General features: G+C 70.8%; 14 protein-coding genes. 11 read left to right on the forward strand and 3 right to left on the reverse strand.

What is annotated here, in order from left to right:
- Positions 1-93: 93 nt before the first annotated feature.
- The 3 genes from PS467_RS09785 to metH all read right to left on the reverse strand — a co-directional run bounded on the left by PS467_RS09785 (position 94) and on the right by metH (position 6398).
- Entirely contained in the window at positions 94-1689 is a 1596-nt protein-coding gene (locus tag PS467_RS09785; protein ID WP_311034935.1) for an ABC transporter substrate-binding protein, read from the reverse strand.
- A gap of 338 nt (positions 1690-2027) precedes the next feature.
- The gene (locus tag PS467_RS09790) at positions 2028-2729 is read right to left on the reverse strand and encodes an HAD family hydrolase (RefSeq protein ID WP_311034936.1); all 702 of its coding nucleotides are present in this window, start codon (positions 2727-2729) and stop codon (positions 2028-2030) included.
- A gap of 150 nt (positions 2730-2879) precedes the next feature.
- Complete coding sequence (metH, locus tag PS467_RS09795) at positions 2880-6398, reverse strand: methionine synthase (protein ID WP_311034937.1); 3519 nt, start codon at positions 6396-6398, stop codon at positions 2880-2882.
- Between the two features lie 237 nt (positions 6399-6635).
- Between metH and PS467_RS09800 the strand changes: the two genes are divergently transcribed.
- The 11 genes from PS467_RS09800 to PS467_RS09850 all read left to right on the forward strand — a co-directional run bounded on the left by PS467_RS09800 (position 6636) and on the right by PS467_RS09850 (position 19455).
- Positions 6636-7403: an IclR family transcriptional regulator gene (locus PS467_RS09800; protein WP_268971054.1), complete on the forward strand. Its 768-nt coding sequence runs from the start codon at positions 6636-6638 to the stop codon at positions 7401-7403.
- 323 nt (positions 7404-7726) lie between these two features.
- Positions 7727-8521, forward strand: coding sequence for an MIP/aquaporin family protein (locus tag PS467_RS09805; protein ID WP_311034938.1), 795 nt, complete (start codon positions 7727-7729; stop codon positions 8519-8521).
- A 33-nt stretch (positions 8522-8554) separates the two neighbouring features.
- Positions 8555-10102, forward strand: coding sequence for a glycerol kinase GlpK (glpK, locus tag PS467_RS09810; protein WP_268971056.1), 1548 nt, complete (start codon positions 8555-8557; stop codon positions 10100-10102).
- Between the two features lie 3 nt (positions 10103-10105).
- The gene (locus PS467_RS09815) at positions 10106-11716 is read left to right on the forward strand and encodes a glycerol-3-phosphate dehydrogenase/oxidase (protein ID WP_311034939.1); all 1611 of its coding nucleotides are present in this window, start codon (positions 10106-10108) and stop codon (positions 11714-11716) included.
- Between the two features lie 119 nt (positions 11717-11835).
- Complete coding sequence (locus PS467_RS09820; protein ID WP_311034940.1) at positions 11836-11925, forward strand: putative leader peptide; 90 nt, start codon at positions 11836-11838, stop codon at positions 11923-11925.
- An 86-nt stretch (positions 11926-12011) separates the two neighbouring features.
- Positions 12012-13589: an ABC transporter substrate-binding protein gene (locus tag PS467_RS09825; RefSeq protein ID WP_311034941.1), complete on the forward strand. Its 1578-nt coding sequence runs from the start codon at positions 12012-12014 to the stop codon at positions 13587-13589.
- A 41-nt stretch (positions 13590-13630) separates the two neighbouring features.
- Positions 13631-14587 (forward strand): ABC transporter permease, encoded by a 957-nt coding sequence (locus PS467_RS09830; protein WP_268971059.1) that lies wholly within the window; start codon positions 13631-13633, stop codon positions 14585-14587.
- A complete protein-coding gene (locus tag PS467_RS09835) occupies positions 14584-15417 on the forward strand; it encodes an ABC transporter permease (RefSeq protein WP_311034942.1) in 834 nt (277 codons plus the stop codon). Before PS467_RS09830 ends, PS467_RS09835 begins: the two co-directional genes overlap by 4 nt.
- The gene (locus tag PS467_RS09840; protein ID WP_311034943.1) at positions 15414-17063 is read left to right on the forward strand and encodes a dipeptide ABC transporter ATP-binding protein; all 1650 of its coding nucleotides are present in this window, start codon (positions 15414-15416) and stop codon (positions 17061-17063) included. Before PS467_RS09835 ends, PS467_RS09840 begins: the two co-directional genes overlap by 4 nt.
- Positions 17064-17095: 32 nt before the next feature.
- Positions 17096-18298, forward strand: a complete 1203-nt coding sequence (locus PS467_RS09845; protein WP_311034944.1) for an LLM class flavin-dependent oxidoreductase — start codon at positions 17096-17098, stop codon at positions 18296-18298.
- 98 nt (positions 18299-18396) lie between these two features.
- Positions 18397-19455, forward strand: coding sequence for an LLM class flavin-dependent oxidoreductase (locus PS467_RS09850; protein ID WP_311034945.1), 1059 nt, complete (start codon positions 18397-18399; stop codon positions 19453-19455).
- Positions 19456-19460 lie beyond the last annotated feature (5 nt).

Below are 19460 nucleotides of genomic sequence, written 5' to 3' on the forward strand. Positions count from 1 at the left end.
CGGGCCAGCCGTCGGACGACGTGCCGACCTCCCAGAAGCGGAAGACCGTCGAGGAGTCGAGGTTCTGGTACGTGCCCCCCTGGTGTGCCGCCGTCAGCTCTTGCCGAGCTCCCACAGCTGGAGCATGGTCGAGGAGTCGAAGGCGTACTCGGCGCCGATGACGTTCTTGCGGGCGGCCACATAGGTGTTGCCCTGCCACAGCGGCAGATAGGGCACATCTTCGGCGACGGTGTTCTGGATGGACTGGAAGTCCTTCTCGGCGAGACTGCGCTGGGCCTCCTGCCGGGTCTGGGGGATCAGCTCGTCCTGGATGGCGCTGTTGCGGTAGGGCGAGTTGAGCCAGTTGTCCTTGGTGAGGAAGGGGGCGGTGTAGCTGTCGGGGTCCGGGAAGTCGGGGAACCAGCCGACCCCGGAGGCGGAGAACTGGCGCTTGATGAGCGCGGGGCGGTACTCCCGCCACGGGTAGCCCTTGATCGTGATGTCGAAGAGGCCGCTGTCGTTGAGCTGCTTGCGCAGCTCCTTGAACTCCGCGGCCGTCTCCGGACCGTAGTGGTCGGTGGTGTAGGTCAGCGTCAGCTTCACCGGGGTGCTGATGCCGGCGTCGTGCAGCACGCTGCGGGCGGCGTCGGGGTCGGGGTCGCCGTACTCGTTGTGGAACGAGTTGATGTGCGAGGTGATGCTGGTGGGGATCAGCGAGTAGAGGGGCTCGGCGGTCCGCTTGTATACGTCGCGCACCAGCGCCTGGCGGTCCACCAGATGGGCGATGGCCTGCCGGACGGCCTTCTCCTTGACCACCGGGGCGTTGGTGTTGAAGATCAGGTAGCGGATGCCCTGCCCGGAGGACTCGAAGAGGCGGACGCCCTCGACCTCGCCCTTGTTGAGCTTGTCGATCTGCTCGGGCGAGAAGCCGCGGTGCACCACGTCGATGTCGCCCTTGGCCAGCGCCTGCTCCATGGTGGAGGTGGAGTCGTAGAACCGCATCTCCGCCTTGTCGGCCTTCGGCTTCAGATCTCCCTTGTAGTGGGGGTTCTTGGTGAAGACGACCTTCGTCAGCCGGTTGTTCTTCACCTCGGTCTGCGCGCTGTACGGACCCGAGCCCGTCATCTCCCAGCCCTTGCGCAGCGCGTCGCCCCGGTAGACCTCGCTGTCCAGGATGGCGGCGGCCGGGGTGGTGAGTTTGGACGGGAAGGTCGCGTCCGGCTGGGAGAGGTGGATGACGATCTCGCGGGCGCTGGGGGTCTCGATCCTGTCCACGTTGGAGAGCAGCGACTTGGTCCCGTTGGGATCGTCGATGCGCAGCACGCGGTCGAGGGAGAACTTGACGTCCTCGGAGGTCAGGTCGTGGCCGTTGGAGAACTTCAGCCCGCTGCGCAGGGTGCAGCGGTACTGCTCGCTCTGTCTGTCCGCGAAGCCGCACCTCTCCGCCGCGTCGGGTATCGGTTCGGTTCCCGAGCGGGGCAGTCTCATGAGCGTCTGGAAGGTGTTGTGCAGCACGCTCCAGGACGCGAAGTCGTAGGCCAGGGCCGGATCCAGCGGCGCGGGCGCCACCTTGGTCGCCTCGATGCGGTCCGTGCTGCCCAGGACGATCGTCTTACCGTCCGAGCCCGAGCCGTCGGTACCACCGCACGCGGCGAGCGTGGAGATCAGAAGGCCGGCCACAGCCGGCAGCACCAGCGACTTGCGCGTCATTGTCGGGAGTCTCCCTGCCATCGGTCAGCTACTCGCGACGAGATTAGACCGAGGCACCAGTCATGCTCAGACACAACGAAGTTGAGGCGATATCACGTCCCGATAACGAGCGCCCGTCGACCGATATCCGAACACGGTCGCGATTCACGCGACATGCCACCAATCCGGACACATGGGTTCGCCCAAATCGCACCAGAGGGGACGCGCGGCAGCCATCCGGCGCACACGTCTACGGCATATGCAGTGATAAACATCACGTTCCGATGTACCCGACGGAACGTGAAAAATGAGCGCGCGCTATTCAGTCTGCAATTTACAGAAATACGCTCGGTGCGCGTTCAGTGCATTGCAGTGACCAGACTGCGGAGAAAAGAAAGATCCACTTCCTCGAGCGAACCGATGACCGTACGTCCCGCCACGGGTTCGATCGGCACCACGGACGGCACCGCGACCACCTGGCACCCGGCCGCCTCCGCGGCCCGTACGCCCGTCTCGGTGTCCTCGATGACCACGCACCGCCCCGGCTCGGCGTCCAGCCCGGCCGCGGCGAGCAGATACGGGTCCGGATGCGGCTTGGTCCGCTCGACCTCGTCGCCCGCGACCGTCAGGGAGAAGTGCTCCGGGCCCAGCGAACGCAGGATCCGGTCCATCACCCGCCGGTGGGAGGCGGAGACCAGGGCGGTGGGGACGCCGTGCGCGGCCAGCTCGGTGAGCAGCCGGCGGGCGCCGGGCAGCATCGGCACAGTGCCGTCGAGCAATTCGGTGAAGCGGCTGTTGAGCAGGCCGGTGAGCTCGGCGAGGGCGATGTCGGCGCCGGTGGCCTCGATGAGGAACTGGGCGCTGCGCGACATCGGGCCGCCGACGACGACCTGGCGGTACTCCTCGGCGAGCGCATGGCCGAGCTCGGCGAAGATGGCGACCTCCGCGTCCCACCAGATGCCCTCGGTGTCGACCAGGGTGCCGTCCATGTCGAGCAGAACGGCCTGTAGGGCTGAGCCTCCACCCGTAAGGGTATCGACGGCGGGGATGCTGCTGGTCATCCGAACACCTCCGGGTGAGGGACACGGAGGCCGGCCCCCTTCCGCTGACGGGAAGGCGACCGGCCTCTACCGGATCGACCAGTCTACGTGGCACCACGCCGACGCGCCTCATGGCCACCGTAAGGCGGCCTTCGCGTGGCGGCCGGCGGACTACCGCGCGTTGAAGTACTTCGCCTCCGGGTGGTGGATCACGATGGCGTCCGTGGACTGCTCGGGGTGGAGCTGGAACTCCTCCGAGAGCTTCACCCCGATCCGCTCCGGCCGCAGCAGATCGGCGATCTTCGCGCGGTCCTCCAGGTCGGGGCAGGCGCCGTAGCCCAGCGAGAAGCGCGCGCCGCGGTACTTCAGCGCGAACATGTCCTCCATCTGGTTCGGGTCCTCACCGGCGAAGCCCAGCTCGGCGCGGACCCGGGCGTGCCAGTACTCGGCCAGCGCCTCCGCCAGCTGGACGGACAGCCCGTGCAGCTCCAGGTAGTCGCGGTAGGCGTCGGAGGCGAACAGCTCGGCGGTGGCCTCGCCGATCTTCGAGCCGACGGTCACCACCTGCAGCCCGACCACATCGGTCTCGCCGGACTCCTCGGGCCGGAAGAAGTCGGCCAGGCACAGCCGGCGGCCGCGGCGCTGGCGCGGGAAGGTGAAGCGGGTCCGCTCACTGCCGTCCTCGTTCAGCAGGACCAGGTCGTCGCCCTTGGAGACGCACGGGAAGTAGCCGTAGACGACGGCCGCCTCCAGCAGGTTCTCGGTGTGCAGCCGGTCCAGCCAGCCGCGCAGCCGGGGCCGCCCCTCGCGCTCCACCAGCTCCTCGTAGCCGGGCCCCTCGCCGGTGCGGGACTGCTTGAGCCCCCACTGGCCCTTGAACAGCGCCCCCTCGTCCAGCCAGGAGGCGTAGTCGGCCTGCTGGATGCCCTTGACGACGCGGGTGCCCCAGAAGGGCGGCGTGGGGACGGGGTTGTCGGTGGCCACGTCGGAACGCGCCGGGCCCTCCTCCGGCTCCGGCTCCCGCACCTGGGCGGCGCGCTGGGGGACGCGGCGCTGCCTGAGCTCGGGGAGCGTGGCGCCGGGCACGCCCCGCTTGACGGCGATCAGCGCGTCCATCAGCCGCAGCCCCTCGAAGGCGTCGCGGGCGTAGCGCACCTCGCCCTCGTAGATCTCGTGCAGGTCCTGCTCGACATAGGCCCTCGTCAGCGCGGCGCCGCCGAGGATGACGGGGAAGCGGGCGGCCAGCTTGCGCTGGTTGAGCTCCTCCAGGTTCTCCTTCATGATCACTGTGGACTTCACCAGCAGCCCGGACATGCCGATCACGTCGGCCCGGTGCTCCTCGGCGGCCTCCAGGATCGCGGAGACCGGCTGCTTGATGCCCAGGTTGACCACGTTGTAGCCGTTGTTGGACAGGATGATGTCCACGAGGTTCTTACCGATGTCATGGACGTCGCCGCGGACGGTGGCGAGCACGATGGTGCCCTTGCCCTCGTCTCCTTCGCCGTCGGCGGTCTTCTCCATGTGTGGCTCGAGGTACGCGACCGCGGTCTTCATGACCTCGGCGGACTGGAGGACGAACGGCAGCTGCATCTGGCCGGAGCCGAACAGGTCGCCGACCACCTTCATGCCGTCCAGCAGCGTGTCGTTGACGATGTCGAGGGCGGGCCGCTCCTGGAGCGCCTCGTCGAGGTCGGCTTCCAGGCCGTTGCGCTCGCCGTCGATGATGCGCCGCTTGAGGCGCTCCTCCAGGGGCAGCGCGGCCAGTTCCTCGGCCTTGCCCGCCTTCAGCGACGTGGCGGTGGCGCCCTCGAAGAGCTGCATCAGCTTCTGCAGCGGGTCGTAGCCCTCGGCACGGCGGTCGTAGATCAGGTCCAGGGCCGTGGTGACCTGCTCCTCGTCGAGCCGCGCGATCGGCAGGATCTTGGAGGCGTGCACGATCGCCGAGTCCAGGCCCGCCTTGACGCATTCGTCGAGGAAGACGGAGTTGAGCACGATGCGGGCGGCCGGGTTGAGGCCGAAGGAGATGTTCGACAGGCCGAGGGTGGTCTGGACGTCCGGGTGGCGCCGCTTGAGCTCGCGGATCGCCTCGATGGTGGCGAGGCCGTCCTTGCGGGACTCCTCCTGACCGGTGCAGATGGTGAAGGTCAGGCAGTCGATGAGGATGTCCTCCTCGCGGATGCCCCAGTTGCCGGTCAGGTCGGCGATCAGCCGCTCGGCGATCTCCACCTTCTTCTCCGGCGTCCGGGCCTGGCCCTCCTCGTCGATGGTCAGCGCGATCAGCGCCGCGCCGTGCTCCTGCGCGAGCCGGGTGACCTTGGCGAACCGGGACTCGGGGCCGGCGCCGTCCTCGTAGTTGACGGAGTTGATGACCGCCCGTCCGCCGAGCTTCTCCAGTCCGGCCTGGATGACGTCGACCTCGGTGGAGTCCAGGACGATGGGGAGGGTGGAGGCGGTGGCGAACCGCCCGGCCAGCTCCTCCATGTCCGCGACGCCGTCCCGGCCGACGTAGTCCACGCACAGGTCGAGCAGATGGGCGCCCTCGCGGATCTGGTCCCGGGCCATCTCCACGCAGTCGTCCCAGCGGCCCTCCAGCATGGCCTCGCGGAACTTCTTGGAGCCGTTGGCGTTGGTGCGCTCGCCGATCGCCAGGTACGAGGTGTCCTGGCGGAACGGCACAGTCTGGTACAGCGAGGCGGCGCCGGGCTCGGGGCGCGGGGCGCGCTCGGTGGGGGCCAGCTCGCGGACCCGCTCGACGACCTGGCGCAGATGCTCGGGGGTGGTGCCGCAGCAGCCGCCGACCAGGGAGAGCCCGTACTCGCGGACGAACGTCTCCTGGGCGTCGGCCAGCTCGCCCGGGGTGAGGGGGTAGTGGGCGCCGTCCTTGCCCAGCACCGGAAGGCCCGCGTTGGGCATGCAGGACAGCGGGATGCGCGAGTGGCGGGCCAGATAGCGCAGGTGCTCGCTCATCTCGGCGGGGCCGGTGGCGCAGTTCAGACCGATCATGTCGATGCCGAGCGGCTCCAGCGCGGTGAGCGCCGCGCCGATCTCGGAGCCGAGCAGCATGGTGCCGGTGGTCTCGACGGTGACCGAGCAGATCACCGGGAGGTTGGCACCGGTGGCCTCCAGGGCCCGGCGGGCGCCGAGGACCGCGGCCTTGGTCTGGAGCAGGTCCTGGGTGGTCTCCACCAGCAGGGCGTCGGCACCGCCGGCGATCATGCCTTCGGCGTTGGCCTGGTAGGCGTCGCGGAGCGTGGTGTAGGGGGCGTGGCCCAGGGTGGGCAGCTTGGTGCCCGGTCCCATCGAGCCGAGCACCCAGCGCTGGCGTCCGTCGGCGCCGAACTCGTCGGCGACCTCGCGGGCGATCCGGGCGCCGGCCTCGGAGAGCTCGTGGACGCGGTGGGAGATGTCGTACTCGCCCAGCGCCGCGTGGTTGGCGCCGAAGGTGTTGGTCTCGACGCAGTCCACACCGGCGGCGTAGTACGCCTCGTGGACCGAGCGGACGATGTCCGGGCGGGTGACGTTGAGGATCTCGTTGCAGCCCTCGAGCTGCTGGAAGTCGTCGAGACTGGGCTCCTGCGCCTGGAGCATCGTCCCCATCGCGCCGTCGGCGACCACCACACGGGTGGCCAGCGCTTCGCGGAGCGCGTCGGCTCGGGCGGCGGATGTGGGCGATGGCGTGTGCGAGGCCATGGATGTGCTCCCTGGAGTGCGACGGCTGTCGGCTTTGCGCCCCCGCTGGGGAGGGCGCACCACGCCAGGGTAGCTGCCAGTGGTCATCTGCCGGTGGTCGTTCCATCAGCCGGGACGGGGGCCGGGCGGCCGGGCCCCCGGTGCTCCGTCGGCCATCGGCGGATGCACTGCGGTACCGCGGGGTCGGCATGGACCGATAGTGTTCAGCATTGTCGAACCGCAGTCAGGAGGTGGGCGATGGCCCGGAACATCCAGTCGTTGGAGCGCGCCGCCGCGATGCTACGCCTGCTCGCCGGTGGTGAGCGCCGTCTGGGACTGTCCGACATCGCCTCCACCCTGGGGCTGGCCAAGGGCACCGCGCACGGCATCCTGCGCACCCTCCAGCAGGAGGGCTTCGTCGAGCAGGACGAGGCGTCCGGCCGCTATCAGCTCGGCGCGGAGCTGCTGCGCCTGGGCAACAGCTATCTGGACGTGCACGAGCTGCGCGCCCGCGCCCTGGTGTGGACGGACGACCTGGCCCGCGCCAGCGGCGAGAGCGTGTACCTGGGCGTGCTGCACCAGCAGGGCGTGCTGATCGTCCACCATGTCTTCCGGCCGGACGACAGCCGCCAGGTGCTGGAGGTCGGCGCGATGCACCCGCTGCACTCCACGGCCCTGGGCAAGGTGCTCTCCGCGTACGACCCGGTCGCCCACAGCGAGGTGACCGAGACCGAGCGCCAGGCGTTCACCGCGCGCACGGTGACCGGGGAGCCCGAGTTCGAGGGCGTGCTGGACCTGACCCGGGCGCGCGGCTGGGGTTCCGATGTGGAGGAGACCTGGGAGGGCGTGGCGTCGGTCGCGGCGCCCATCCACGACCGGCGCCGGCTGCCCGTGGGCGCGGTGGGCATCACCGGGGCCGTCGAGCGGGTGTGCGACGACGGGGAGCTGCGCTCGGAGCTCGTGGCCGCCGTACGGGACTGCGCGCGCGCCGTCTCCCGGGACCTGGGCGCCCTGCGCCGTTTCTGAACCGTGTCCGGAATCACGTCGCGTACCGCGCGTTGAACCGTGCCGACCAGGGGTGATCCACCCCTGATCCGCCCCCCTGTCCCTGCATGACCTGCTTCATCACGGTTTCACATAGGCGCGACTTTTCCGCACACGACCCTTGACGGGGTCTTCAGCGTGAAGAAAACTGCCGTTCATCGGTCGGCATTGTCGAACACCTGACGACAATATTCGCTATGGTGGACTCGCCGCGGGCCGACCAACGCCCTCCCACGAGGGCGCGGACCGTCCGGCACAACCCGGGGGGTTCGCCTTCCCCTGGACGAAGGACAAAGGAGTCGCGGGTGTCCAGCTCCGACATCTTCATCGGCGAGACCATCGGTACCGCCGTACTCATCCTGCTCGGCGGTGGTGTCGTCGCCGGCGTGAACCTGAAGCGATCCAAGGCGTTCGACGCCGGGTGGGTCGCCATCGCCTTCGGGTGGGGTTTCGCCGTCCTCACCGGCGCCTACATCTCGGCCCCGCTCTCGGGGGCCCACCTCAACCCGGCGGTGACGCTCGGCCTCGCCATCGAGGGCGGCACCGAGTGGAGCGACGTGCCCGTCTACTTCCTCGGGCAGGTGCTCGGCGCCCTCATCGGCGCGACGCTGGTCTGGATCGCCTATCTCGGCCACTTCCACGCCCATCTCACCGACCGCGAGATCGTCGGCGGTCCGGGCGCCCAGGACACGGCCGCGGCGGACCGGCAGACGGCCCCCGGCCCCGGCCCGGTGCTGGGCGTCTTCTCCACCGGCCCGGAGATCCGCAACACCGCGCAGAACCTGGCCACCGAGATCATCGCCACCGCGGTGCTGGTGCTCGCCATCCTCACTCAGGGGCTCAACGGCGACGGCAAGGGCCTGGGCGTCATCGGCGTCCTGATCACCTCCTTCGTAGTGGTCAGCATCGGCCTCTCGCTCGGCGGCCCGACCGGTTACGCCATCAACCCGGCGCGTGACCTCGGCCCCCGGATCGTCCACGCCCTCCTGCCGCTGCCCAACAAGGGCGGCTCGGACTGGGGCTACGCCTGGATCCCCGTCGTCGGTCCGCTCATCGGCGGCGCGATCGCGGGCGGGATCTATGAGATCGCCTTCGCCTAGCCACCCCCACCACTCGCAGGAGAGCAGCAGACCATGACCGACACCCACACCACGAGCGCTTCCTCGCACGGCCAGGGGCCGTTCATCGCGGCCATCGACCAGGGCACCACCTCCAGCCGCTGCATCGTCTTCGACCGCGACGGCCGCATCGTCTCGGTGGACCAGAAGGAACACGAGCAGATCTTTCCCAAGCCCGGCTGGGTGGAACACAACGCCACCGAGATCTGGGAGAACGTCAAGGAGGTCGTCGCCGGCGCCATCACCAAGGCCGGGATCACCGCCGTCGACGTCAAGGCGATCGGCATCACCAACCAGCGCGAGACCACCCTGCTGTGGGACAAGAACACCGGTGAGCCGGTGTACAACGCCATCGTCTGGCAGGACACCCGCACCGACGCCCTCTGCCGCGAGCTCGGCCGCAACGTCGGCCAGGACCGCTTCCGCCGGGAGACCGGCCTCCCGCTGGCCTCCTACTTCGCCGGCCCCAAGATCCGCTGGCTGCTCGACAACGTCGAGGGGCTGCGCGAGCGGGCCGAGGCGGGCGACCTGCTCTTCGGCACCATGGACTCCTGGGTCATCTGGAACCTGACCGGCGGCGTCAACGGCGGTGTGCACGTCACCGATGTCACCAACGCCTCCCGCACCCTCCTGATGAACCTGCACACCCTGGACTGGGACCAGAAGATCCTGTCCTCGATGGACATCCCGGCCGCCGTGCTGCCGCGGATCCGCTCCTCCGCCGAGGTGTACGGGCACACCGCCGAGGGCGTCCTGGCGGGTGTGCCGGTCGCCTCCGCGCTGGGCGACCAGCAGGCGGCCCTGTTCGGCCAGACCTGTTACGCCGAGGGCGAGGCCAAGTCGACCTACGGCACCGGTACCTTCCTGCTGATGAACACCGGCGAGACGCCGGTCAACTCCTACAACGGCCTGCTGACCACGGTCGGCTACCGGATCGGCGACGAGAAGCCGGTCTACGCCCTGGAGGGCTCGATCGCGGTCACCGGTTCGCTGGTGCAGTGGATGCGGGACCAGATGGGTCTGATCAACAGCGCCGCCGAGATCGAGACCCTGGCGAGCTCGGTGGAGGACAACGGCGGCGCGTACTTCGTACCGGCCTTCTCGGGCCTGTTCGCCCCGTACTGGCGGTCCGACGCCCGCGGGGTGATCGCGGGCCTGACCCGCTATGTCACCAAGGCGCACATCGCGCGCGCGGTGCTCGAGGCCACCGCGTGGCAGACCCGCGAGATCGTCGACGCGATGACCAAGGACTCCGGGGTCGAGCTCACCGCCCTGAAGGTGGACGGCGGTATGACCTCCAACAACCTGCTGATGCAGAGCCTCTCGGACGCCCTGGACGCACCCGTGGTACGCCCGATGGTCGCCGAGACCACCTGCCTCGGCGCCGCCTACGCCGCCGGTCTGGCCGTGGGCTTCTGGCCGGACACCGACGCGCTGCGCGCCAACTGGCGCCGGGCGGCCGAATGGACCCCCCGAATGGACGCGGACGTTCGCGACCGCGAGTACAAGAACTGGCTCAAGGCCGTGCAGCGGACCATGGGCTGGATCGAGGACGAGGAGTAAGCAATGACCACCCTGCAGAGCGTTCCGTCACTCGGAACGCACCCGGCTGCCGGTTCGAACCCGAGCCGAGCCGAAACCCGGGAACAGCTCTCCAAGGCGACGTACGACCTCCTGGTGATCGGCGGCGGCATTCTGGGCATCACCACTGCCTGGCACGCCGCCCAGTCCGGGCTGCGGGTGGCGATGGTGGACGCCGGTGACTTCGCCGGCGCCACCTCCTCCGCCTCCTCCAAGCTGCTCCACGGCGGCCTGCGCTACCTCCAGACCGGCGCGGTCAAGCTGGTCGCCGAGAACCACTTCGAGCGGCGCGCGGTCTCCCGCTCCGTCGCCCCGCACCTGTCCAACCCGCTCACCTTCTACCTGCCGGTCTACAAGGGCGGTCCGCACGGCGCGGCCAAGCTCGGCGCGGGCGTCTTCGCCTACTCGGCGCTCTCGGCGTTCCGTGACGGCGTCGGCCATGTCATCGGCGCCGACCGGGCCGCGCGCGACGTCCCGGAGCTGCGCACCGAGAACCTCAAGGCGGTCGCGGTCTACGGCGACGGCCAGATGAACGACAGCCGGATGGCCCTGATGACGGTCCGGGCGGCCGTGGAGGCGGGCGCCACCGTCCTCAACCACGCCGAGGTGGTGGGCCTGCGCAAGAGCGACGGCCGGGTCACCGGCGCCGAGCTCAAGGACCGCACCGACGGTACCGAGTTCGGGGTGACCGCCCGTCTGGTACTCAACGCCACCGGCCCCTGGGTGGACCATCTGCGCCGGATGGAGGACCCGAACGCGGCGCCGTCGATCCGGCTGTCCAAGGGCGCCCACCTGGTCCTCAAGCGCACTTCCCCGTGGCGGGCCGCGCTGGCCACCCCGATCGACAAGTACCGCATCACCTTCGCCCTCCCCTGGGAGGACATGCTGCTGCTGGGCACCACGGACGAGGAGTTCGAGGGCGACCCGGCCGATGTCGCGGTCACCGAGAAGGACATCGCCCAGATCCTGGACGAGGCCGCCTTCTCCATCCGCGACCAGCAGCTCTCCCGCGATCTGATCACCTACTCCTTCGCCGGCCTGCGGGTGCTGCCCGGCGGCCCCGGCGACACCGCCAAGGCCAAGCGGGAGACCGTGGTCACCGAGGGCCGGGGCGGGATGCTCTCCATAGCCGGCGGCAAGTGGACCACCTTCCGCCACATCGGCCGCACGGTGATGAACAAGCTCGCCCAGCTGCCGGGCCGGCCGCTCGCCGACGACATGGAGCCGGTCAGCCAGCTGCCCAAGCACATGCCGCTGCCGGGTCTGGCCAATCCGCACGCCGTCGAGCACCGGCTGCTGGTGGACGGCGGCACCCCCGGCCCGCGCATGGCCGCGGACACCGCCCGCCATCTGGCCACCCACTACGGCTCGCTCTCCTTCGACATCGCCCGGCTGGCCAGCGGCGACCCGGCGCTCGCGGAGCGCATCCACCCGGACGCCCCGGAGATCTGGGCGCAGGTCGTCTACGCCCGGGACTACGAGTGGGCGCGCACCGCGGACGACGTACTGCGCCGCCGCACCACCCTGACCATCCGCGGCCTGGACTCCGAGGACATCCGGAGCCGGGTCGAGGATCTGCTGGCCAAGCGACCCTGACCCCCGCGGGGCCGCTTTCCCAGGGCCGGACGGCCGGGTGTGAAGAAACGTCTTCTCACTTGGCCGTCCGGCCTGCTAGTTTGAGACGGCAACCAATGTCAGGAGGGGGTGAGCGCACGATGCCCTACGCGGAGCACGCCATCTCGCTCACCGCCCGGCGCCATATCGATCTGCACCGCGTCTCCAGCGCGATCTGTCAGGGCCGCTGACGGCTTTTCCGCCGCCCGGCCCTTTCTCTTTACTCCCTTCCTGCCTGGAGACTTCCCCCATGCTCGGCTCGCGCCGTCGTTATGCCGTGTTCACTTTTGTCACCGCCCTGTCCCTGGCCGCCACCGCCTGCTCGTCCTCCGGCGCGTCCGGCACGGGGAGTTCCACCCCGCACTCCGGCGGCCATCTGACCTTCGCCCTCGCCTCCGACCCGGTCTGCGTCGACCCCCAGCAGCAGGGCAACAACGACGCGATCTACCCCGCCCGGCAGTTGGTCGACTCGCTCACCGACCAGGACCCGAAGACCGGGAAGATCGTGCCCTGGCTGGCCAGGAGCTGGGAGGTGAGCAAGGACGCCACCACCTTCACCTTCCACCTCCGCCACGGCGCCACCTTCAGCGACGGGACTCCGGTCGACGCCCGCGCCGTCAAGGACAACTTCGACGGCATCGTGCGGCTCGGCGCCAAGTCGGTGCTGGGCGCCAGCTACCTGGCCGGGTACCAGGGCACCACCGTGGTCGACGAGGACACCGCGCGGGTGCGGTTCAAGGAGCCCAACGCGCAGTTCCTCCAGGCCACGTCCACCTTCACACTCGGTCTGCTCGCCCGGTCCACGACCCGGCTGCCGGCGGCGAAGCGCTGCACCGACCACATCGTCGGCTCCGGTCCCTTCACCCTCGTCGACTACACCCCGAACAAGTCGGTCGAGGAGCGCCGCCGCTCGGGCTACACCTGGGGCTCGTCGCTGTGGCGCAAGAAGGGCCCGGCCTATCTGGAGCGGCTCTCCTTCAAGGTGGTGCCCGAGTCCGGGGTGCGCACCGGCTCCCTCCAGTCCGGGCAGGCCGACGCCATCGGCGGCGTGGCGCCGCAGGACGAGGCCGGGCTGAAGAGCACCGGATTCACCCTGCTCAGCCGCGCCAACCCCGGAGTGCCGTTCGCCCTGACGGCCAACACCGCCCGCCCGCTCACCCGGGACGCCAGGGTCCGCCAGGCCATCCAGCTGGGCGTGAACCGCAAGGAGGTGGTCGACACCGTCCTCAGCCCCCGCTACAAGCCGGCCACCAGCTCGCTGGCGTCCACCACCACCGCGTACAAGAACCTCGGCGACCGGCTGGCCTACGCCCCGGACCGGGCCAAGAAGCTGCTGGAGCAGGCGGGCTGGAAGCCCGGCCCCGGCGGCATCCGGGTGAAGGACGGCAAGAAGCTCTCCCTCACGGTGGTGTGGGCCACCAACTTCGGCCCCAACCAGACCGCGCTGGAGCTGATCCAGCAGCAGCTGAAGAAGATCGGCGTGCAGATCAGTCTGAAGTCCCATTCCATCGGGGACTACGTCGAGGTCCGGCAGAAGGGCGACTACGACTACGCCTGGGGCAACACCACCCGCGTCGACCCCGACATCCTGCGCACCTCCTTCTCCAGCGAGGGCCTCAACCTCTCCCGGCTGCACGACTCCGCCCTCGACTCCGTGCTCGATGAGCAGTCGGCCACGGCCGACCCCGCGCGGCGCGCCGAACACGCCGCCCGCGCCCAGGCCCTGGTGCTGGACAAGGGCTACCAGGTGCCGGTCTTCGAGCTCACCACCGTGATCGGGGTCTCGGACAAGGTCCACCACCTGGACTTCGAGGCGTCCTCCCGGCTCCAGTTCCACGACACCTGGCTGTCCTGAAGCGCCGTCCGGAACCACGCGAGCGAAAAGAGCGAACTCCCATGCCGCGCTACCTTGTGCAGCGGCTGCTCCAGGCGGTCTTCGTGCTGTGGGCGGCCTTCACCACCTCCTTCGTCGTGCTGTATCTACTGCCCGGCGACCCGGTGTCGATCATGGCTTCGGGGGGCGGTGACACCAACGATGTGAGTCCCGAGCAGATCGCCGAGCTCAAGCGGACCTACGGTTTCGACAAACCGCTGATCGAGCAGTACGGAGACCGGCTGTGGCACGCCCTGCGGGGCGACTTCGGGATCTCCGTGCAGAACGGTGACCCGGTCACCCGGCTGATCGCCGACCAGCTGCCCGCGACGCTCCAGCTCACCTCGGCCGCGCTGCTGCTGGCCACGGTGCTGGGGGCGGGCGTCGCCCTGGCGGCCACCTACACCCGGCGGCGCTGGCTGCGGCAGGCCCTGCTGTCGCTGCCGGCGCTGGGCGTCTCGGCGCCGACCTTCTGGGTGGGCCTGATCCTCGTCCAGGTGGTGTCGTTCCGCTGGGGGCTGCTGCCCGCCATCGGCAACGAGGGGCCACAGAGCCTGGTCCTGCCCGCCATCACCCTGGCCATCCCCACCTCCGCCGTGATCGCGCAGGTCTTCGCCAAGAGCCTGCGGACCGCGCTGGCCGAGCCGTACGTGGAGACGGCGCTGGCCAAGGGAGCGAGCCGGCGGCGGGTGCACTTCGGGCACGCGCTGCGCAACGCCTCGATCCCGCCGCTGACCGTGGCCGGGGTGCTGGTCGGCAATCTGCTGGCGGGGTCGGTGATCGTGGAGACGGTGTTCTCCCGGACCGGTATCGGCCGGATCACCGCCACCGCCGTGACCGCCCAGGACATTCCGGTGGTGCAGGGTCTGGTGGTCTTCGGCGCCCTGGCCTTCGTGCTCGCCAATCTGGCGGTCGACCTGGTCGTCCCGCTGCTCGATCCGCGCGTCACCGGTGCCGCGGCCCCGGCGGTGACCCGATGAGCCGCCGCGCCGCGGTGCGGTTCTGGCTGCGCCGGCCCGGTCTGGTGGTGGCGGTGGCCGTCCTCGTCCTGGTGCTCCTGACGGCCTTCTTCCCCGGCCTGTTCACCGGGCGGGATCCGCTGTCGGGGGTGCCGGCCGAACGGCTGCGGCCGCCCAGCCTCCATCACCCCTTCGGCACCGACCAGTTGGGCCGTGACCTGTTCTCGCGGGTGGTGCACGGTTCGGCGCTCTCGCTCAAGGCCACCTCGCTGGCCGTGGCGGTGGGTCTGGTCGTCGGTTCGGCGCTCGGGCTGCTCGCCGGGTACGTGGGCGGGCTGCTCGACGACGTCCTGATGCGGATCGCCGATGTGCTGCTCGCCATCCCCGGCCTGCTGCTCTCCCTCGCCCTGGTGACCGCGCTCGGCTTCGGCACCGTCAAGGTGGCCGTCGCGGTGGGCGTGACCAGCGTCGCGAGCTTCGCCCGGATCATGCGGGCGGAGGTGCTGCGGGTCCGCGAGGCCACCTATGTCGAGGCGGCGCGGTCCTCGGGTTCGGGCCCGCTGTCGGTGCTGCTGCGGCATGTGCTGCCGAACGCCTCGGGGCCCGTACTGGTCTACGCGGCCGTGGAGTTCGGCACCGTGGTGCTCGCCGTCTCCGCGCTCAGCTTCCTGGGCTACGGGGCCGAGCCCCCGGCGCCGGAGTGGGGCTCCCTGGTCTCGGGCGGCCGCGACTACCTCGCCACCGCGTGGTGGCTCACCACCCTGCCGGGCCTGACCATCGCCGCCACCGTGCTGGCCGCCGGCCGGGTCTCCCGGGCGCTGGACGGCGAAGCCAAGGAGCTCTCCCGATGACCACCGACACCGCACCCCTGCTGTCCATCCGCGGCCTGCGGGTCTCCTACCGCGCCGGCGACGGCGCCCCGCCCGCCGTGCGCGGGGTGGACCTCGACATCGCCCCCGGTGAGGTGGTCGCCCTCGTCGGCGAGTCCGGCTCGGGGAAGTCCACCACCGCGCACGCGGTCATCGGTCTGCTGCCGCCCGGCGGGCGGGTGGACGGCGGCCGGATCCTCTTCGACGGCACGGATCTGGCCGCGGCCGGGGACCGGGAGCTGCGGGCGCGGCGCGGCCGGGACATCGGGCTGATCCCGCAGGACCCGATGGTCTCGCTCAACCCGGTGCAGCGGATCGGGCGGCAGGTCGCCGAGGTGCTGCTGATCCACGGCCTGGCGGACCGGGCGTCCGCCCCCGCCGAGGCCGTACGGATCCTGGGGCAGGCCGGGCTGCCGGACCCGGAGGTCCGGGCCCGGCAGTATCCGCACGAGCTGTCCGGGGGCATGCGGCAGCGGGTGCTCATCGCGATCGCGGTGGCGGCCCGCCCCCGGCTGGTGATCGCCGACGAGCCGACGAGCGCGCTGGACGTCACCGTGCAGCGGCGCATCCTGGACCACATCGAGACGCTCACCCGTCAAGCGGGCACGGCCGTGCTGCTGATCACCCACGATCTGGGGGTCGCGGCCGACCGGGCCCGGCGGATCGCGGTCATGTCGGAGGGCGAGATCGTGGAGTCCGGCCCGGCCCACCAGGTGCTGACCGCGCCCCGGCATCCGTACACCCGGCGGCTGCTGGCCAGCGCGCCGAGCGTGGCGACGGAGCCGGTGCGGGTGCGGGTGCGCGAGGCGGCGGCCGGGGAGCCCGCCGCCGAGGGCGCCGATCTCGTCGTCGCCGAGGGGCTGGTCAAGGAGTTCGCCCCGCGCGGCCGGGCGCGGGTCCGCGCCGTGGACGGCGTGGACTTCCGCATCCGGCGCGGTGAGAGTTTCGCCCTCGTCGGCGAGTCCGGTTCGGGCAAGTCCACCACGGCCCGCATGGTGGCGCGGCTGACCGATCCCACCGAGGGCCGGATCCGGTTCGACGGCCAGGACATCACCGCGCTGTCCGGCGCGGCGCTGCGCCGGCTGCGGCGCCGCGTTCAGCTGGTCTACCAGAACCCGTACTCCTCGCTCGACCCCCGCCGGTCCGTCGCCGACGCCGTCACCGAGCCGCTGCGCGCCTTCCGGGTCGGCGACCGGGCGGCACGGCTGCGGCGCGCGGCCGAGCTGCTGGACCGGGTGGCGCTGCCCGCGACCACCCTGCGGCGCAGGCCCGGTGAGCTGTCGGGCGGTCAGCGGCAGCGGGTCGCGATCGCCCGTGCGCTGGCCCTCAGCCCCGATCTGGTCATCTGCGACGAGCCGGTGTCGGCGCTGGACGTGTCGGTGCAGGCGCGCATTCTGGAGCTGCTGGCGGAGTTCCAGCGCGATCTGGGGCTGAGCTATCTCTTCATCTCCCATGACCTCGCCGTCGTACGGCAGATCGCCGACCGGGTCGGGGTGATGCGCGGCGGCAGGCTGCTGGAGACGGGCACGGCCGACGAGGTCTTCGCCTCGCCCTCCCACCCGTACACCGAGGAGCTGCTCGCCGCGATCCCCGGCGGGCGCCACGCGGCCCCGGCCCGATCCGCCTGATTCCCTCCCTCAGCCACGAGAGGCGTGCCCCGATGTCCTCCGACGTTCCGCTGTCCGTACTCGATCTCGTCCCCATCAGCTCCGGCTCCACCGCCGCCGAGGCGCTGCGCAACACCCTGGATCTGGCGCGCCGCACCGAGGCGGCCGGCTACCGCCGCTACTGGCTGGCCGAGCACCATCTCAACCCCGGTGTCGCGGGCACCTCCCCCGCGCTGATCATTTCGCTGGTCGCCGGGGCCACCGAGCGCATCCGGGTCGGCTCGGGCGCCGTACAGCTGGGCCATCACACCCCGCTGTCGGTGGTCGAGCAGTTCGGGCTGATCGACGCGCTGCACCCCGGCCGGATCGACCTGGGGCTCGGCCGCTCGGGCGGCGTCCCGCGCACACCGGCCGCTCCCCCGGCCGAGGGGTCCGGGACGACCGGGGCCGAGGGGTCCGGGACGACCGGGGGCGAGGAGGCCGGGAGGGCCGAGGAGGCCGGGAGGGCCGAGGGCACCTTCACCGACAGCGGGCTCTACCTCCCGCCGAAGTACACCGGTTTCCCGAAGCTGCTGGCCTCGCCCCGCTTCCGGCTGCACCAGGAACTGCTGCGGCAGCCGGGCGCCATCACACCCGAGTACGCCGAGCAGATCGACGACATCCTGGCCCTGCTGGCCGGGGAGTACCGCTCGGCGGACGGGGTGGAGGCGCATGCCGTTCCCGGCGAGGGCGCCGACGTCGAGGTGTGGATCCTGGGCAGCAGCGGCGGTACGAGCGCGGAGACGGCGGCCGCGCGCGGACTGCCGTTCGCCGCGAACTACCACGTCAGCCCGGGGTCGGTGGTGGAGGCCGTGGAGGCGTACCGCAAGGCGTTCCGCCGCTCCCCCGCGCTGGCCGCGCCACGGGTGCTGGTCTCGGCCGATGTGGTCGTCGCCCCCGATGACGCGACCGCGCGCCGGCTGGCCTCCGGGTACGGGCTGTGGGTGCGCTCCATCCGTACCGCCGAGGGGGCGATTCCGTTCCCCACGCCCGAGGAGGCGGCCCGGCACCGGTGGTCGGACGAGGACCGGGCGCTGGTGGCCGACCGGGTCGACACCCAGTTCGTGGGGGCGCCGGAGACGGTGGTGGAGCGCCTGGCGGCGCTGCGCGAGGCGACGGGCGCGGATGAGCTGCTGATCACCACGATCACGCATGGCCACGAGGACCGGGTGCGCTCGTACGAACTGCTGGCCGAGGCCTGGGCCAAGCGCGCGTGACCGGGCGCGGGCGGGGTGTTCCGCCGCGCCGCCCGCGCCCCGATGACCGATGACGCCGGAGAGATCCGGACAGATCAGCCCGATGCTGGAAGGACACCATGAAGTTCTCCGTACTGTCCCTGATCAGCCATGCCCCGCATCCATTGACCGGTGAGCTGCCCCCGGCCGCCGAGCGGTTCGAGGATGTCCTGGAGACGGGGGTGGCCGCCGAGCGGCTCGGTTTCGACGCGTATGCCGTCGGGGAGCGGCACGCGGGGCCGTTCCTGTCCTCCAGCCCCACGGTGGTGCTGGGCGCGCTCGCGGCCCGCACCTCCCGGATCAAGCTGCTCACCGGGGTGACCGTGGTGGCGATCCTGGACCCGGTGCGGGTCGCCGAGGACTACGCGACGCTGGACCAGATCTCCCGGGGCCGGATCGAGCTGGTGGTGGGCAAGGGCGCGGAGGCCGGGCACTTCGATCTCTTCGGCCTCGACGAGGACCGGCAGTGGGATCTCCAGGCCGAGAAGTACCAGCTGCTGCGGCGGCTGTGGAGCGAGGAGAACGTCACCTGGGAGGGGGAGTTCCGGCCGCCGCTGAAGGGGGTGACGACCGTGCCGCGCACCTACGACGGTCTGCCCAGGATCTGGCACGGCTCGGCCACCAGCCGCAACTCCACCGAGCTGGCCGCCCGGCACGGCGATCCGCTGTTCACGGCGAACGCCATCCAGCCGCGTGCGGCGTACGCCGAGCTGATCCGCCACTACCGCGAGCGGTTCGAGGCATACGGGCACGACCCGGCGGCCGCGTATGTGGCGGCCGGGTCCGGCGGGCTGTTCATCGCCGACACCACCCAGCAGGCGATTGCGCAGTACAAGGACTACTACGAGGCGCGGGTCCGGCAGAGCTTCAAGCCCCATCTGGCGGGCAAACCGGGCTACAACACCCCGTTCCGCACCATCGAGGACGCGATCGAGAACGGGCCGCAGCTCATCGGGAGCCCGCAGCAGATCATTGACAAGATCCTCGCCTATCACGAGGTCTACCGGCACGACCTTCAGTCGATCACGGTCGACGGCATCGGGCTGAGCCGGTCCCGGCAGATCGAGACGTTGCAGAGATTCGCCGAGGAGATCGCCCCGGTGGTGCGTCGGGAGGCGCCCAGCACCCTGTGGAGCTGAGTCGC

Source organism: Streptomyces luomodiensis (assembly GCF_031679605.1).
Lineage (GTDB): Bacteria > Actinomycetota > Actinomycetes > Streptomycetales > Streptomycetaceae > Streptomyces > Streptomyces luomodiensis.

Excerpts from the sequence above, each read along its gene's own strand:
- PS467_RS09845 (WP_311034944.1), top strand. The coding sequence starts at position 17,096 with ATGTCCTCCGACGTTCCGCTGTCCGTACTCGATCTCGTCCCCATCAGC.
- PS467_RS09815 (WP_311034939.1), top strand. The coding sequence starts at position 10,106 with ATGACCACCCTGCAGAGCGTTCCGTCACTCGGAACGCACCCGGCTGCC.
- PS467_RS09785 (WP_311034935.1), bottom strand. The coding sequence starts at position 1,689 with ATGACGCGCAAGTCGCTGGTGCTGCCGGCTGTGGCCGGCCTTCTGATC.
- metH (WP_311034937.1), bottom strand. The coding sequence starts at position 6,398 with ATGGCCTCGCACACGCCATCGCCCACATCCGCCGCCCGAGCCGACGCG.
- PS467_RS09800 (WP_268971054.1), top strand. The coding sequence starts at position 6,636 with ATGGCCCGGAACATCCAGTCGTTGGAGCGCGCCGCCGCGATGCTACGC.
- glpK (WP_268971056.1), top strand. The coding sequence starts at position 8,555 with ATGACCGACACCCACACCACGAGCGCTTCCTCGCACGGCCAGGGGCCG.
- PS467_RS09840 (WP_311034943.1), top strand. The coding sequence starts at position 15,414 with ATGACCACCGACACCGCACCCCTGCTGTCCATCCGCGGCCTGCGGGTC.
- PS467_RS09835 (WP_311034942.1), top strand. The coding sequence starts at position 14,584 with ATGAGCCGCCGCGCCGCGGTGCGGTTCTGGCTGCGCCGGCCCGGTCTG.
- PS467_RS09830 (WP_268971059.1), top strand. The coding sequence starts at position 13,631 with ATGCCGCGCTACCTTGTGCAGCGGCTGCTCCAGGCGGTCTTCGTGCTG.
- PS467_RS09850 (WP_311034945.1), top strand. The coding sequence starts at position 18,397 with ATGAAGTTCTCCGTACTGTCCCTGATCAGCCATGCCCCGCATCCATTG.
- PS467_RS09820 (WP_311034940.1), top strand. The coding sequence starts at position 11,836 with ATGCCCTACGCGGAGCACGCCATCTCGCTCACCGCCCGGCGCCATATC.
- PS467_RS09790 (WP_311034936.1), bottom strand. The coding sequence starts at position 2,729 with ATGACCAGCAGCATCCCCGCCGTCGATACCCTTACGGGTGGAGGCTCA.